This window comes from Microvirga terrestris (genome assembly GCF_015694425.1).
Classification (GTDB): domain Bacteria; phylum Pseudomonadota; class Alphaproteobacteria; order Rhizobiales; family Beijerinckiaceae; genus Microvirga; species Microvirga terrestris.
The window spans coordinates 816,242-831,289 of sequence record NZ_JADQDN010000001.1 but is presented as its reverse complement, the minus strand read 5'-3'; the positions used below and the strand labels follow the sequence as shown (position 1 = coordinate 831,289).

The window sequence follows — 15,048 nt, the reverse complement described above, 5'->3', positions numbered from 1 at the left end:
GGGGTTATCATGTCTTGCGATTTTCATTTGGGAGAAGTGGCGCGGGCGACGGGGCTCGAACCCGCGACCTCCGGCGTGACAGGCCGGCACTCTAACCGACTGAGCTACGCCCGCGCATCGGACCGCCGAAGCGGTGTGGATGCGGTTTAAGAGCCGCCCATCCCCCTGTCAAGGGTGCAGCGCGCTCATTCTCGAGGGCTTTGCCAAAACGGGCCCAACGCAGGCCTCATCGCAGCCCATAGCCGGATTGCGGATTCTAACGGCCACTACTCCACGGCCGCAGCGTCTCCGGGGCTTCGCAAGGACGTCAGCACCCGGTCGCATTCATACAGTTCATCCAGGGCTCCCTGAAGCCTGCGAAGTGCTTCTGGCGACAGTTCGTGCTGCGGCTGCAGAGGGACATCATCTTCTTCAGGCAGTAAGCTCTCGGAGACCGAACCGTCCTCATCGGGATGAGCAACGTCGCGCTCGGGACCAAGCTCGGCAAGCGTTTGCTCTCCCCGGCCTATCCCCTGGACGAAGCGAACGCCCTCCTCCTTCAGGATCCGCTGGACCCCCTTGATCGTATAGCCTTCGCCATAAAGGAGGTGGCGGATGCCTTTGAGCAGGTCGACATCATCCGGACGGTAGTAGCGGCGCCCGCCACCGCGCTTGAGAGGCTTGATGTGGTTGAACCGGGTCTCCCAGAAGCGCAGCACATGCTGCGGCACGTCGAGATCGTCGGCGACCTCGCTGATCGTGCGGAACGCGTCGGGGCTCTTGTCCATGACGCCGCTCGCCATCCGGATCAATCCTCGCCTTCGAAGGTCTCACCGTTGATATGCGCCTTCAAGACATTCGAAGGCTTGAAAACCATGACCCGGCGTGGATCGATCGGAACCTCGACACCGGTCTTGGGATTGCGTCCGACGCGCTCGCCCTTGCTGCGCACGATGAACGAGCCGAAGGAGGAGAGCTTCACCGTCTCGCCAGCAGCCAGAGAGTCGCAGATCTCGGCCAGAACCCGCTCCACCAGCTCCGCTGATTCCGTCCGCGACAGGCCCACCTTCTGGTAGACCGCCTCGCTCAGATCCGCTCTCGTTATCGTTTTGCCAGCCATTGAGCTCCCCAGCGCACTTGAGTTCGTTGGTCCTGTTATCGTTTGACGACGCTATGCAGATGGCTCCCTACGGTCAACCGCCAAGGTGTGATCCGTCGATACCACCAGAGTTGAATTGCCTTGATCCTACCAGCGGATCAAGGCGCTTCCCCAGGTGAAGCCTCCCCCGATCGCCTCGATCATCACGAGGTCCCCGTCCTTGATACGACCATCCTTTCGGGCCGCGTCCAGAGCCAGCGGGATCGAGGCCGCCGAGGTGTTACCGTGCTTGTTCACGGTAATGACCACTTTCTCCTGGGCAATACCAAGCTTGTCGGCGCTTGCCGTGATGATCCGCCGGTTGGCCTGATGGGGCACGAACCAATCCAATTCCTCGGCGCTCGTGCCGGTCGCCTTGAAGGCGTCCTGCACCACGTCCGCCACCATGCCGACGGCAAACTTGAAGACCTCGCGGCCCTCCATTTTCAGGACACCGGTGGTCTTCGTGGACCCTGGACCGCCATCCACATAGAGCTTGTCGCGGTAACGCCCGTCGGAACGAAGATGGGACGTGAGGACCCCCCGGTCGGCGGAGGTCCCCTCTCCCTCTTGGGCTTCGAGTACGAGGGCACCCGCGCCATCGCCGAAGAGCACGCAGGTGGTGCGGTCATTCCAGTCGAGGATCCGCGAGAAAGTCTCGGCCCCTACCACGAGAGCGCGCTTGTGCGATCCGGACTGCAGGAACTTGTCCGCGGTAGCCACGGCATAGACGAAGCCCGTGCAGACCGCCTGCAGGTCGAACGCGGCACCATGCGTCATGCCGATGCCGGTCTGAATCATGGTCGCTGTCGACGGAAAAGTGTAATCTGGCGTCGAGGTGGCACATATCACCAGATCGATGTCATTGGCGGTCAGCCCGGCATCGGCCAAGGCCGCCTCAGCCGCCTTGATGCCGAGAACCGACGTGGTCTCGTCGTCCTCGGCGATGTGCCGCGCTTCGATGCCGGTCCGCTGCACGATCCAGTCGTGCGAGGTATCCACCAGCTTCTCGAGATCCTGGTTCGTCAGCTTGCGCCTCGGCAGATAGGAGCCGATGCCGCGTACGATGGAACGGGTGCGTTTCAAGATGCGCCTTCCTACAGCATGCCCCAGGCAAGCGGTTCCCACTTGCCCGAAAAGATCGTGCTATTCCAAAAAGTTAAGAGCATGTCATGCTCTAAGCAGTCTGCCCGACCGGATCATGATCGAGCATGCTCCGGATTGTGTTCATCAATTCAAAGTGCGCCATGTCATAGGCGACGTCGATGGCGCTGGCGAAGCCGAGATCGTCGGTACCGCCGTGGCTTTTCACCACAACACCCTCAAGGCCCAGGAACACGCCGCCATTGACCTTGCGGGGGTCCATCTTGTCCCGGAGAGCGTTAAAAGCTTGTTTCGCGAAGAGATAGCCGATCTTGGCCATCAGGGTCCGGCTCATGGCCGAGCGGAGATATTGGCCGATTTGCTTGGCCGTGCCCTCCGCGGTCTTCAGGGCGATGTTACCCGTAAAACCTTCTGTCACCACCACGTCGACGGTGCCCTTGCCGATGTCGTCGCCTTCGACGAAGCCGCGATACTCGAGGTTCGGGAGGCTCGTCTCCTTGAGGATCCGGCCGGCCTCCTTGACTGCCTCGATCCCCTTGATCTCCTCGGTGCCCACGTTGAGGAGCCCGACACTCGGGCGCTCAAGATCGAAGACGATCCGGGCCATGGCTGCGCCCATGATGGCCATATCGACCAGATGCCCCGCATCGGCGCCGATGGTTGCGCCGACATCGAGCACGATGCTCTCGCCCCGCATGGTCGGCCACATGGCGGCGATCGCCGGACGCTCGATATGTGCCATGGTCTTGAGACAGACCTTGGCGGTCGCCATAAGGGCACCGGTATTGCCGGCCGACACCGCGGCATCAGCCTCCCCGTCGCGAACTGCCTGCACGGCGCGCCACATGGAGGACTTTCCCCGTCCCATCCGGATGGCCTGGCTGGGCTTCTCGTCCATAGAAATCGCCATCTCTGTATGACGCAGTTCCGTGGCGGCCTTCAGCCGGGGATGTGCATTCAACAGAGGCGCGATCACAGTTTCGTTGCCGAACATCAGGAAGCGCAGGTCGGGGTGGCGCTCCAGGGCCAAGGCAGCGCCCGGGATTACAACGGACGGACCGTGATCACCCCCCATCGCATCAAGCGAAATTCGCACCGGCTTCGGCATGAACGGTTGTTCTTTCTTTTAAGTCATTCAACAGGGGGCGGAAAATAGCGGTTTGCGGGGGCTCCGCAACTGAATTCTGAACTGCCGGGAAGCCGTTGACAGGGACGAAAAGGGTGACGCAAGGACGTCCAAACCGTCCTCTATTTGCCTTCCCGGAGCTTGTTCAGGGCCGCAAAGGGCGAATCCTTTTCATCCGAGGGATCCCGATAGTCGAAGTCGACACCGGGTTTCCGCGGGTAAGGATCAAGCCCGAGCGCCAGGAACTCGGACGTGAGGGCGCCCAGGTCGATCTGACCGTTCACGATCTCATCCGGAGGCTCATATTCATTGATGTCGGTCGGCGGCTCGGCCGGCATGCCCGAAGACTCGGCGAAATCCACCTCAACCTCTTCCTCGACGGCGGAGTCGAAGGGCTCAAGGGTTGTGACGCAGATCTGGGTGATCGAGGCCTTGACGACCCCTGTCACATTGATCCCCTTGGCCGAGGTTTTCAGGTGATAGTCGCCACTGAGCGACTGGATCCCTGGAAGCCCGAAGTCCCGGGCAAGCGCTGCGCATTCTTCGGCCGTCGCTTCCACATGCACGTCCTGCCCGCGAGGCGGGATTCTCATGACGTCGACGAGCCGCGACAATGGACCCACGGTTTCAGGTGTCATGGGGTTCCCTCCTTATGCGAAAGCTTCGGGCATGGGGAAGACGGGCCCTGTTTCCAGAAACACGTCGAGGCTGACCGTCTTGAACTCGCGATCGGCCGCGAGGGCATAACGCGCAAGGGCAGTGGCGGGTGCCTCGGCGCCATAGGCGTTCCGGCCAAGAGCCGATGCAAGGCCCACATCGTCCGAGGCGTTGAGCGGCCCATCATAGGCCTGAGCTCTTCCATAGAAGGATTCCGCAACCTTCTTCATACGCTTGGGGACGACCGTATCGCCCACCCCCATCTCTCTCAGGGAAGCATCCATGTCCCTGAAGAAAGCATCGGTGAGGTCCTTGGCGACCTCATCGGCCGGCGACGCCATTCCGCGCAGGGCCCGGAGCACCAGGATCATGTGGAGCGACAGAGCCTCGAACCGTCCCTCAAGGGTGTCCGGGATGCCGAGTGACGCATAGAGGCCTGGCTCACGGGATGCCGTCGCAACCTTCTTGTAGAGAGTTGCGATGATCGTGCGCCGGGGATCCTTGCGGAAGAGACTGAAGATCACAGCCCTGCCCTTCCAAAGCTTGTCAAAATCGTAGCCTCGGGTTACGCCATCACGGTCCATAGGCGCAAGCTTATCCGCGCCGCATTTTCTGGAAGAACCGTATGATGCGTCGATATCATCCTCTTTTGGTGCGCCTGGCTACAGCAACCGTTCTCGCTTCGTCCGTCGCCGCCTGCAACGGCGTAGGCGAGGAATTTCAGCGTGGCTACGTGGTGGATGAGCAAGCCATCTCTCAGGTGAAGAAGGGCATGAGTGCCGAGCAGGTTCTGCAGACCCTCGGAACCCCCTCAACCGTGTCCACCGTCGGCAACCGGAACTGGTACTATATCAGCCAGAAATCCCGCCGCTCCCTTCAGTTCATGGGTGAGCAGGTCGTGGACCAACGGGTGACGGCGGTCTATTTCGACAAGGGTCTCCGGGTCGAGCGTGTTGCCCTATATGGTCTTCAGGATGGCCGTGTATTCGACTTCATCAGCCGCACCACCCCTGCCGGCGGCGAGGAAGCAAGCTTCATCGGACAGATCTTCCGCGGCGCAAGCAGCTTCAACCCGTTCGGGACTTGATCCAAAACTTCTGGAAACCTCGATGGCCGGGCCTGTCCCGGCCATTTTCATATCAAACGGCTCATGAAAAACCCGCGGCTCTCACCGCGGGTTTTGTGCATTCAGGATCGCTACTGCTAAGAATGAGCTAGGATAGCCAGGAGAAGCAGGGCGATGATGTTGGTGATCTTGATCGCCGGGTTCACGGCAGGGCCTGCCGTGTCTTTATAGGGGTCGCCGACGGTATCGCCCGTCACGGAAGCCTTGTGAGCCTCCGAGCCCTTGTGGTGGGTGGTGCCGGAGGCATCCGTGAACCCATCCTCGAAGGACTTTTTGGCGTTGTCCCACGCGCCGCCGCCCGAGGTCATCGAGATGGCGACGAAGAGACCCGTGACGATCACACCCAGCAGCATGGCACCGACAGCCGAGAAGGCCTCGGATTTGCCTGCCACCCAGTAGACCACGAAGTAGGTCACGATGGGCGCCAGCACGGGCAGGAGCGACGGCACGATCATTTCCTTGATCGCCGCCCGGGTCAGCATGTCGACGGCGCGTCCGTAATCGGGACGATCCGTTCCGGCCATGATGCCCGGCTTCTCGCGGAACTGACGGCGCACCTCCTCGACGACCGCACCGGCTGCCCGACCCACCGCCGTCATGGCGATGCCGCCGAAGAGGAACGGGATAAGGCCGCCGAACAGGAGACCGACCACCACATAGGGGTTGGTCAGCGAGAAGTTCGGGGCCACGCCCTGGAAGTACGGGTACTGGGCTGCGTTCTGGGTGAAGTAGTTCAAGTCCGAGGTGTAGGCGGCAAAGAGCACCAGGGCACCAAGACCCGCGGAGCCGATGGCATATCCCTTCGTGACCGCCTTGGTGGTGTTGCCGACCGCGTCGAGGGCGTCCGTGGACTTGCGGACCTCCTTCGGCAGGCCGGCCATTTCGGCGATGCCGCCCGCGTTGTCAGTGACCGGACCGAAGGCGTCGAGAGCCACGATCATACCCGCAACACCCAACATGGCTGTCACCGCGATGGCGATGCCGAACAGGCCCGCCAGCTTGAAGGCAACGATGATGCCCGCAATGATCACGACGGTCGGCAGCGCGGTGGATTCCAGCGAGACCGCGAGGCCTTGGATCACGTTCGTGCCGTGGCCAGTCACCGACGACTGGGCGATGGAGCGCACGGGGCGGAAGCCGACGCCAGTGTAGTACTCGGTGATGACCACGATGAGAGCCGTCACGGCAAGGCCGATGACGGCGCACCAGAACAGGTCCTGGCCCGTGAACTTCGCTCCCGCGATAGCGCCGAAGCCGATCATCTGCCAGGTCACAAGACCGATGGCGAGGGCGGACAGAACGCCGGTCACGATGAGCCCCTTGTAGAGCGCGCCCATGATGGACTCGTTCTGACCGAGCTTGACGAAGAAAGTACCGATAATCGAGGTGACGATGCAGGCCGCGCCGATGCCAAGCGGGTACATCAGCATGGTGTCGAGATTTGCCTGTCCGGCAAAGAAGATCGCTGCCAGAACCATGGTCGCGACGACAGTCACTGCATAGGTCTCGAACAGGTCGGCCGCCATGCCGGCGCAGTCTCCGACGTTATCACCCACGTTGTCGGCGATGGTGGCGGGATTGCGCGGATCGTCCTCCGGAATACCGGCTTCGACCTTGCCCACGAGATCGCCGCCCACGTCGGCGCCCTTGGTAAAGATGCCGCCACCGAGACGGGCGAAGATGGAGATCAGCGAGGCGCCGAAGCCCAATGCCACGAGGCTGTCGATAACCACACGGTCAGAAGGAGCCAACCCGTCGATCCGGGTGAGATAGCCGTAGTAGAGAGCCACACCGAGAAGAGCGAGACCTGCAACGAGCATTCCCGTCACGGCGCCTGCCTTGAAGGCCACGTCGAGGCCTCCACCCAACGACTGGGTTGCGGCCTGGGCCGTGCGGACGTTGGCACGGACGGACACGTTCATGCCGATGAAGCCGGCCATGCCCGAGAGGATGGCGCCGATAGCAAAGCCAATGGAAACCCGGACACCCAGGAAATAGGCAATCACGGCAAACAGGACGACGCCGACGATGGCGATGGTGAGGTATTGCCGGCGGAGGTAAGCCTTTGCGCCTTCGGCAATCGCCCCGGCGATTTCCTGCATGCGCTGAGAACCGGCGTCCCGCTTCATCACGTCGCTGATGGCCCAGAAGCCATACGCGATCGAAAGAAGCCCGCCCAAGACAATTAGGGTGAGTGCCATTATGCCATCCTTGTTATGGGAAAGCAGAAAACCGCTCCTCAAGGCTCATTTTCTGGCCTTGAGTGGCCCCTACCCCCAGCGAACTTCATATTTGGTGGCAAAAAACTAGGCAGTTCGCAACAATCCTGCAGTAAGAACCCACAGGAAGCCCTTTATACTTTAGCGGGTGCGCTCACCTTTGTTCTCTGCTGCCAAGCCAGAAGAGCTAGGGCAATCACGACCGGCGGGAAGACCAGCCAGTTCACGCTCTCCCACCCGCTGGCGCTTAGGAGCTTCCCTGACGAGAACGAAGCAACCGCGACTGAACCGAAAATCAGAAAGTCGTTGGCCGCTTGGACCTTAGCCCGCTCTTCCGGACGATAGCAGTCGGTCACGAGAGCCGTAGCCCCGATGAAGCCGAAGTTCCAGCCGAGGCCGAGCAGGATCAGCGTGATCCAGAAATGGGCGACGGTGATGCCCGACAATCCGATCACGGCGGAGAGGGCGATCAGCACGAGCCCTGCGGCTGTCACCGCCCCTTTGCCGTAACGTGAGATCAGGCGGCCGGTGAAAAAGCTCGGGCCGAACATGGCCAGGATATGCCATTGGATACCGAGAGCGGCGACGCCGACCGAATGACCGCAATCGATCATCGCCAAGGGAGCAGCCGTCATCATGAAGGTCATGAGGCTGTACGACACCAGGCCTGTGACCGCCGCTACGATGAAGCGCAGTTGCCGCACGATCTCGAGCAAAGGCCTGCCGCCTCCCATCTTGGTGGAGGCAATGCTTACCGGTGCAGGCCGCAGGAACCACACGACGATCATCGACAGGAATGCGAGTGTCGCCTGCCCCAGGAAGGCTCCGGCGAAGGGAGCGGCCTCAACGACATCCCGGGTCCAGATGACGGTCTGGGGTCCGACGACTCCGGCGATCAGCCCACCAGTCATAACCCAGGAGATCGCCCTTGGCTTGAACGCCTCGGAGGCCGCATCGGTGGCGGCGAAGCGGTAGCTCTGGTTGAAGGAGCCGTAGCTGCCGATGATGAGAGTACCGAGGCAGAAGAGCACGAAGCTGTAGGAGGCGATGCCGAAAGCTGCCATGCAGCCGCCGGCGAGGCCGATGCCCGCGCCGACCATATAACCGATGCGGCGCCCCGCCTTGCGCATCAGCATGGCGGCCGGGATCGTGCCGAGGGCCAGCCCAAGATTGAGCAGGCTCACGGGAAGGGTCGCCAGCTCCTTGTTCGAGGCGAGCGCCTGACCCACGAGGCCGCCGAGCGACACAACGATGGCGGGGCTCGACCCACCGAGCGCCATGGCGACGGCCAGCACGATGGCATTGTGCTTGGCGACGCTGTCGCTGGAAGGTGCCTGGAAGGAGGTATCAGAAATGCTGGTAGGAGCCGACATCGTAACGTCTTTCGAGACCGTTCATCCGAAAGACCGGCCGGTCGTGTCCTGCGACGACTCGGCCGATGACGGACAGAGAGATCCCGATCCTATCGGCTTCCTGGCGAAAACTGTCGAGGGACTTTTGCGGGACAGTGCAGAGAATCTCGTAATCGTCGCCGCCGGTGAGCGCCAGGTCGAACAGCTCCGACGACGCCTGGACCGCCTCGGCGGCCGCAGCCGACAGCGGAACCTGATCCGCCTCTACCAGGGCCGATACGCCGCTGGCCATCATCATCTTGGCGAGATCGCCCGCAAGCCCGTCCGAGACGTCCATGGCGGCGCTGGCGTGGTCGCGCAGGGTGGCGGCAAGCTGGTGGCGGGGCCGGGGGTGGAGATAGCGGTCGGCAAGATGCGCCTTCTCGTCCGGCGACAGGCTCTCGCTCCAGGCGGGGGCCGAGCGGAGCTTGAGCCCCAGGGCTGCATCGCCGATGGTGCCGGTGACGCAGATGAGATCGCCAACCTGCGCCGTGGTGCGCTGGACCATCCGGCCGGTCGGCACCTGGCCCACAGCTGTGACCGACAGGGTCAGCGGTCCCCTCGCCTTCACCGTATCGCCACCGAGAAGCGGGCAGGAGAAATCATGCGACGCCTGACCGAGACCGTCGGCGAAATCGGCGAGCCAATCTTCGGTCCAGTCGTCAGGCAGGGCGAGGCTCAGGAGGAAGCCGGCCGGATCGGCGCCTTTCGCAGCGAGATCAGAAACGTTCACGCCGAGCGCCTTGCGGGCGATGGAGCCGGGAGAATCCTCGGGCAGGAAATGGACGCGCGCGACGAGGGCGTCCGTGGTGAGGATCAGGTCGTGGCCGGGTTTCGGCGTCAGCCGGGCTGCATCGTCCTTGAGGCCTAAGGCGCCCTCTCCGGCAATGGGAGCGAAGAATCGCGCGATGAGGCTGTCCTCGCTCGGGCGTTCGCTCGCACTCATCGGCCGATCACCTTGCCCGCTCGCGTTAGCGCCCGCCCTGGCCGGCGGCCTTCTTCTCGAGCTCGCCGGGGCGCACTTCGCGGGCCACCTTGTCGAGCACCGCATTGACGAGGCCCGGCTCGTCGTCGCCGTAGAAGCCGTGGGTCACATCCACGTACTCGGTGATGACGACACGGGCCGGCACGTCCTTGCGGAACATCAACTCATAGCCGCCGCCGCGCAGGATGGCGCGCAGCACGGCCTCGATGCGCTTGAGGGGCCAGTCGGTGGCGAGCGCGTTGTCGATCCTGACGTCGATGTCGCGCTGGTTCTTGACCACGCCCGACAGGATATCGCGAAAGAAGGTGTTGTCCGACGGCTGGAACGCGATGCCTTCGACCTCGCGACCGATCCAGAACGTCTCGAACTCGGCGAGCGCGTCGACAACGGTCTTGCCGGAGATGTCCATCTGGTAGAGGGCCTGGACAGCAGCGAGGCGAGCGGCCGAGCGCTCTGCTGGCTTCGTCATGATCAGGCCTCCAGTTTCTGTTTGATGCGCAGGACGGCGAGCGCCGCCTCGACCGCGCCCCCGCCCTTATTCAATTCATTCACGCTCGCGCGGGTCCAGGCCTGCTGATCATTCTCGACGGTCAGGATGCCGTTGGCGAGCGGAATGCGCCGCTCGACCGACAGGTCCATGAGGGCGTGGGCGCTCTCGCCGGCAACGATATCATAATGGCCGGTCTCGCCGCGGATCACGCAGCCCAGGGCCACAACGGCGTCGTAGGGCTTGCCGGCCCTCTCGGCCGCATCGAGCGCGATGGCGATGGTGGCCGGGATCTCGAGGGCACCGTCCAGGGTCAGCACATCCATGCTGGCCTGCGCCGCCTCGACGGCTCCCTGCGCCCCGCGCAGAAGCTCATCGGCGATGTCGTCGTAGAAGCGGGCTTCGACGACGAGGATGCGGGCACCGGGAACCGGCGGGCGGGGGCTTTTCGGCTTGTCGGAATGGGCGACCATAGGTCTCGAACACCTTTAGTGTCAGCCTTCATTCTGAGTGCCAGGACTAGAGGCGACGGCAGTTCTCCTCCCCCTTGTGGGGAGGAGTTAGAGGTGGGGGTGTGAGCGATAGCCTATGCAGGTCTGACGCCAACACCCCCACCCTTAATCCCTCCCCACAAGGGGGAGGGAAACCCCGCGCTAGACCTTTTCGGCTAGGCTCAAAGATGAGGACTGCGTATGGAATACGGGAAACGTTGGGCGTTCCCCTACCCCGCCCGGCGCGCATCCGCAAGCCGCGCCGCGTAGCGGGCCATGAGGTCGACCTCCAGGTTGAGCTTGTCGCCCACCTGCCGGTCGCCCCAGGTGGTCACACTGAGCGTATGCGGAATGATGAGCACGGAGAACATGTCGTCGTTGACCGCATTCACGGTAAGCGACGTGCCATCGAGGCAGACCGAGCCCTTCTCGGCAATGAACGGGGCAAGCGCCGGCGGCACCTTGAGGGTGAAGCGGGCCGTCGGCCCCCAGGGATCGTCACCGGCGGTGATCGCCTCCTTGGCCACGATGGTGGCCAGACCGTCCACGTGCCCGGTCACGATATGACCGCCGAGCTCGTCGCCGATCTTCAGGGATCGCTCCAGGTTCACCCGCGTGCCCGCCTGCCACTCACCCACCGTCGTGCGCTCCAGCGTCTCGGCCGCGGCATCCACGTCGAACCAGCACCCACCATCGCGTTCGCCAAAGGCAACGACCGTGAGGCACGGCCCCCCGCAGGCGATGGAGGCGCCGAGCACGATGGTGGCAGGATCATAGGATGAATGGATGCGTAGGCGCTTGAGGGTGCCTTGGGACCCCTCCACCACCGCCACTTCACCGACATCGGTGACGATACCCGTAAACATCAGGGTCTCTCCCAGAGCATGGAAAGATCGGGGCCGATCTGCTGCTCGGCCCATAACTCGAGATGGTCCATGCGGTCCTGCAGCGATGCGCCGAGCGCCGGAACGTCGCCCTGGCCCCGCGCGGAGCGGCCGGTGATCAGGACCAGATCGTCGATGAGATCGGCTGTCGCCAGCGCGTCCGCCAGATCCGGTCCGCCTTCGCAAAACACCTGCGTGATGCCGCGTGTACCGAGAAGCTGCAAAGCCTCGGACAGCGAGACGCGGCCGGATACATCACTCGATACCCGCAGGACTTCGACACCCAGCGCTGTCAGTGCTCTTTCGGCATCCACCGGGGCATTCACTGTCGTTGCGATCCAGGTCGGGATCTCCCGCGCACCGGCTGCAACTCGCGATGTCACCGGCGTCCTGAGCTGAGAATCGACGACGATGCGAACAGGCGAGCGGCTCTCCAGTCCGGGAAGGCGCACATTCAGCAGCGGATCGTCCGCCAGCACCGTCCCGACACCGACCATGATCGCGTCCGCATGGGCGCGCATCAGGTGGACCCTGCCGTTGGCGATCTCGCCCGTGAGCATCAGGCGCGGGCCGTGGCGCGATCCGGCAAAGCCTTCCGTGCTCCGGGCGAGCTTCACGGTCACGGCGGGCCGTCCCTTCGTGACGCGGGTGATGTGCCCCCGATGAAGCCTCGCGCCGTCCTCGGCCAGGCAGCCGACATTCATCGGAATTCCTGCACGGCCGAAGCGCTCCGGTCCCTGGCCGGCGGCGTGCGGGCTCGGATCGGCCACGCTGACCACCAGCCGGCCGATACCAGCGGCGACGATGAGGTCGGTGCAGGATGGGCCGTGAGCCCGGCTGCTGCGGGTGGCGCAGGGCTCGAGGGTGACGTAGAGCGTTGCTCCACGGGCGCGCTCTCCGGCGGCCTCCAGCGCCATGCGCTCCGCATGTGGCCTGCCACCCGCCTGGGTGATGCCTTGTGCGAGGATGACAGGCACGTCACCGCTCTCATCGACCAGCACGGCTCCCACCGACGGGTTGGGCCAGGTCAACCCGAGATGGCGCGACGCGAGCGCAATCGCGAGGCGCATGAAGCGCTCGTCCTGATGGTTTGGTGTATGACGCTCCGGCAGCCCTCCTCCCCCTTGTGGGGAGGAGTTGGAGGTGGGGGTGCTGGCGCCACCTTCTGACGGAATGGTGCTCACACCCCCACCCTGACCCTCCCCACAAGGGGGAGGGACACTCGCGCTATGTTCTTTATCGGCCAGCCCCGGAGAGATATGGTCAGGCGGCAGCCCGCTGGCGCTGGGCCCGTTCATGACTCGCTCGGAGCGCGCTTTTTCTTCGGCGGCGGCGGCAGTTCGTCCTCGGTCTCTCCCTCGGCCAGCTTGCCAAGAATCTCCTCGAAGTCCCTGGCCTCGCGGAAGTTCTTGTAGACGGAGGCGAAGCGCACATAGGCCACGTCGTCGAGGCCTTTCAGCCCCTCCATGACGAGTTCGCCCACGGTTTCGCTCGGCACCTCGCCATCGCTCATGCTCTCGAGCTGGCGCACGATGCCGTTGATCATACGCTCGACGCGCTCGGGATCGACCGACCGCTTGCGCAGGGCCACGTCCACCGATTGCTGGAGCTTGTCCCGGTCGAAGGGAACGCGCCGGCCGGAGCGCTTCAACACCGTGAGCTCGCGCAGCTGCACGCGCTCGAAGGTCGTGAAGCGACCGCCGCAATCCGGGCAGATGCGGCGGCGGCGGATGGACGAGGAATCGTCCGTGGGGCGGGAATCCTTCACCTGGGTGTCCAGGCTCCCGCAATAAGGGCAACGCATGGATCAGCCGAATCTCAACCGTAGATCGGGAAGCGGCGGGTCAGCTCGTGAACCCGGTTCTTGACCGATTCCTCGACCGAAGCATTGGCCTCGTCGCCGTTCTTCGCCAAGCCATCCAAGGTCTCGACGATCAGCTCGCCGACCTTCTTGAACTCGGCCACGCCGAAGCCGCGTGAGGTGGCGGCGGGGGTGCCGAGGCGCACGCCCGAGGTCACCATCGGCTTCTCGGGATCGAACGGAACGCCGTTCTTGTTGCAGGTGATGTGGGCGCGGCCCAAAGCTGCTTCCGCGGCCTTGCCAGTGAGCTTCTTCGGGCGGAGATCCACCAGCATCAGATGGTTGTCCGTGCCGCCGGCCACGATGGCATAGCCGTTGGCGAGCATGGTGTCGGCCAGCACCTTGGCGTTCTCGACCACAGAACGGGCATAGAGCTTAAACTCGGGGCGCAGCGCCTCGCCGAACGCGACGGCTTTCGCCGCGATCACGTGCATGAGCGGGCCGCCCTGGAGGCCGGGGAAGATGGCCGAGTTGAACTTCTTGGCGAGATCTTCCTCATTGGTGAGGATCATGCCGCCGCGCGGGCCGCGCAGGGTCTTGTGGGTGGTCGTGGTGACCACATGCGCATGCGGGAACGGCGACGGATGGGCGCCGCCCGCCACGAGTCCGGCGAAGTGGGCGATGTCGACCATGAAGAAGGCACCGACCTCGTCGGCGATCTCGCGGAAGCGGGCGAAATCCCAGAACCGGGAATAGGCCGAGCCGCCGGCGACGATCACCTTCGGCTTGTGCTCGCGGGCCAGCTGGGCGACCTCGTCCATGTCGATGATCTGGTCGCTTTCGCGCACCTTGTAGCTCACCACGTTGAACCACTTGCCGGACATGTTGACCGGAGAGCCGTGAGTCAGGTGGCCGCCGCAGGCGAGGTCGAGACCCATGAAGGTATCGCCGGGCTTCATGAGCGCCATGAACACGGCCTGGTTGGCCTGGGAGCCGGAATTGGGCTGCACGTTGGCGAACTTGCAGTCGAACAGGCGCTTGGCGCGCTCGATGGCGAGCTCCTCGGCCATGTCGACGAACTGGCAGCCGCCGTAATATCGGCGGCCCGGATAGCCTTCCGCGTATTTGTTGGTCATCACCGACCCTTGCGCCTCAAGGACGGCGCGGGACACGATGTTCTCGGAGGCGATCAGCTCGATCTCGTCGCGCTGGCGGCCGAGCTCCAGCCCGATGGCGCGGGCGATCTCGGGATCGCTGTCGACGAGGCTTGCCGAAAAGAAGCTGTTGGAAAGATGGCTGTGTGCCGCTTCACTGGCGCTCATGGGTACCCTCGCCTTCCTGTGAGCCCGCCGACACGGGCCGCTGAATCCTGATTGTACTGGCCTTTATCATGGCGGGCTTCACCACGCCAACTGCTCCGGAGACATGCCCACTAGGCTCTAGGAATGCAACGGCAGGCCCGGATAGAAGGCAGAGGCCGATTCCAGTGTCATTCCCGGCCGGAGCAAGGGAATCCATGGCGCTGAGCGTGCGAGTGAATCCCCTTCCCGGCCTGCGGCCGCCGGGGATGACACCCGCCACGTCATGGCCGGGCCTGTCCCGGCCATCCCGATCAGAAATGCACCGCGCCTCTCAGAAACGAGATCACCGGCACGAGGCC

The 15,048-nt window shown here is 63.6% G+C and carries 16 protein-coding genes and 1 tRNA gene; 1 reads left to right on the top strand and 16 read right to left on the bottom strand.

Annotated features, from left to right (window positions below; all coding sequences use genetic code 11):
* Positions 1-37: 37 nt before the first annotated feature.
* From I2H36_RS03860 to I2H36_RS03830, 7 genes are all read right to left on the bottom strand, one after another.
* Positions 38-114: transfer RNA gene (locus tag I2H36_RS03860), tRNA-Asp, on the bottom strand.
* Positions 115-266: 152 nt separating this feature from the next.
* Positions 267-767, bottom strand: coding sequence for a MerR family transcriptional regulator (locus I2H36_RS03855; RefSeq protein ID WP_196262609.1), 501 nt, complete (start codon positions 765-767; stop codon positions 267-269).
* A 20-nt stretch (positions 768-787) separates the two neighbouring features.
* On the bottom strand, positions 788-1,099 hold the full coding sequence (locus tag I2H36_RS03850; RefSeq protein WP_009491113.1) for an integration host factor subunit alpha: 312 nt from the start codon (positions 1,097-1,099) through the stop codon (positions 788-790).
* A 126-nt stretch (positions 1,100-1,225) separates the two neighbouring features.
* Positions 1,226-2,203, bottom strand: a complete 978-nt coding sequence (locus I2H36_RS03845) for a beta-ketoacyl-ACP synthase III (protein ID WP_196262515.1) — start codon at positions 2,201-2,203, stop codon at positions 1,226-1,228.
* Between the two features lie 91 nt (positions 2,204-2,294).
* A complete protein-coding gene (plsX, locus tag I2H36_RS03840; protein WP_196262514.1) occupies positions 2,295-3,329 on the bottom strand; it encodes a phosphate acyltransferase PlsX in 1,035 nt (344 codons plus the stop codon).
* Between the two features lie 140 nt (positions 3,330-3,469).
* Complete coding sequence (locus I2H36_RS03835) at positions 3,470-3,985, bottom strand: YceD family protein (RefSeq protein ID WP_196262513.1); 516 nt, start codon at positions 3,983-3,985, stop codon at positions 3,470-3,472.
* A 12-nt stretch (positions 3,986-3,997) separates the two neighbouring features.
* Positions 3,998-4,528 carry a ubiquinol-cytochrome C chaperone family protein gene (locus I2H36_RS03830; protein WP_196262512.1) on the bottom strand — a complete coding sequence of 177 codons (531 nt, stop codon included), beginning with the start codon at positions 4,526-4,528 and terminating at the stop codon, positions 3,998-4,000.
* 101 nt (positions 4,529-4,629) lie between these two features.
* Here I2H36_RS03830 and I2H36_RS03825 point away from each other — a divergent pair, with 101 nt between their 5' ends.
* Positions 4,630-5,091, top strand: coding sequence for an outer membrane protein assembly factor BamE (locus I2H36_RS03825; protein ID WP_196262511.1), 462 nt, complete (start codon positions 4,630-4,632; stop codon positions 5,089-5,091).
* A gap of 116 nt (positions 5,092-5,207) precedes the next feature.
* Here the strand turns inward: I2H36_RS03825 and I2H36_RS03820 are convergent, their stop codons facing one another.
* The 9 genes from I2H36_RS03820 to glyA all read right to left on the bottom strand — a co-directional run bounded on the left by I2H36_RS03820 (position 5,208) and on the right by glyA (position 14,710).
* Positions 5,208-7,334, bottom strand: a complete 2,127-nt coding sequence (locus tag I2H36_RS03820; RefSeq protein WP_196262608.1) for a sodium-translocating pyrophosphatase — start codon at positions 7,332-7,334, stop codon at positions 5,208-5,210.
* Between the two features lie 149 nt (positions 7,335-7,483).
* A complete protein-coding gene (locus I2H36_RS03815; protein ID WP_196262510.1) occupies positions 7,484-8,722 on the bottom strand; it encodes an MFS transporter in 1,239 nt (412 codons plus the stop codon).
* Positions 8,697-9,686, bottom strand: coding sequence for a thiamine-phosphate kinase (gene thiL, locus I2H36_RS03810; protein WP_196262509.1), 990 nt, complete (start codon positions 9,684-9,686; stop codon positions 8,697-8,699). The genes I2H36_RS03815 and thiL overlap by 26 nt, the downstream gene beginning before the upstream one ends.
* 25 nt (positions 9,687-9,711) lie before the next feature.
* Entirely contained in the window at positions 9,712-10,194 is a 483-nt protein-coding gene (gene nusB, locus I2H36_RS03805) for a transcription antitermination factor NusB (RefSeq protein ID WP_196262508.1), read from the bottom strand.
* A 2-nt stretch (positions 10,195-10,196) separates the two neighbouring features.
* Positions 10,197-10,685 (bottom strand): 6,7-dimethyl-8-ribityllumazine synthase, encoded by a 489-nt coding sequence (gene ribH, locus I2H36_RS03800; protein WP_196262507.1) that lies wholly within the window; start codon positions 10,683-10,685, stop codon positions 10,197-10,199.
* A 248-nt stretch (positions 10,686-10,933) separates the two neighbouring features.
* A complete protein-coding gene (locus I2H36_RS03795; RefSeq protein ID WP_196262506.1) occupies positions 10,934-11,569 on the bottom strand; it encodes a riboflavin synthase in 636 nt (211 codons plus the stop codon).
* Complete coding sequence (ribD, locus tag I2H36_RS03790) at positions 11,569-12,699, bottom strand: bifunctional diaminohydroxyphosphoribosylaminopyrimidine deaminase/5-amino-6-(5-phosphoribosylamino)uracil reductase RibD (protein ID WP_281432972.1); 1,131 nt, start codon at positions 12,697-12,699, stop codon at positions 11,569-11,571. The genes I2H36_RS03795 and ribD overlap by 1 nt, the downstream gene beginning before the upstream one ends.
* Positions 12,700-12,881: 182 nt before the next feature.
* Complete coding sequence (gene nrdR, locus I2H36_RS03785; RefSeq protein ID WP_196262504.1) at positions 12,882-13,391, bottom strand: transcriptional regulator NrdR; 510 nt, start codon at positions 13,389-13,391, stop codon at positions 12,882-12,884.
* A gap of 14 nt (positions 13,392-13,405) precedes the next feature.
* A complete protein-coding gene (gene glyA, locus I2H36_RS03780; protein WP_196262503.1) occupies positions 13,406-14,710 on the bottom strand; it encodes a serine hydroxymethyltransferase in 1,305 nt (434 codons plus the stop codon).
* Positions 14,711-15,048: the final 338 nt, after the last annotated feature.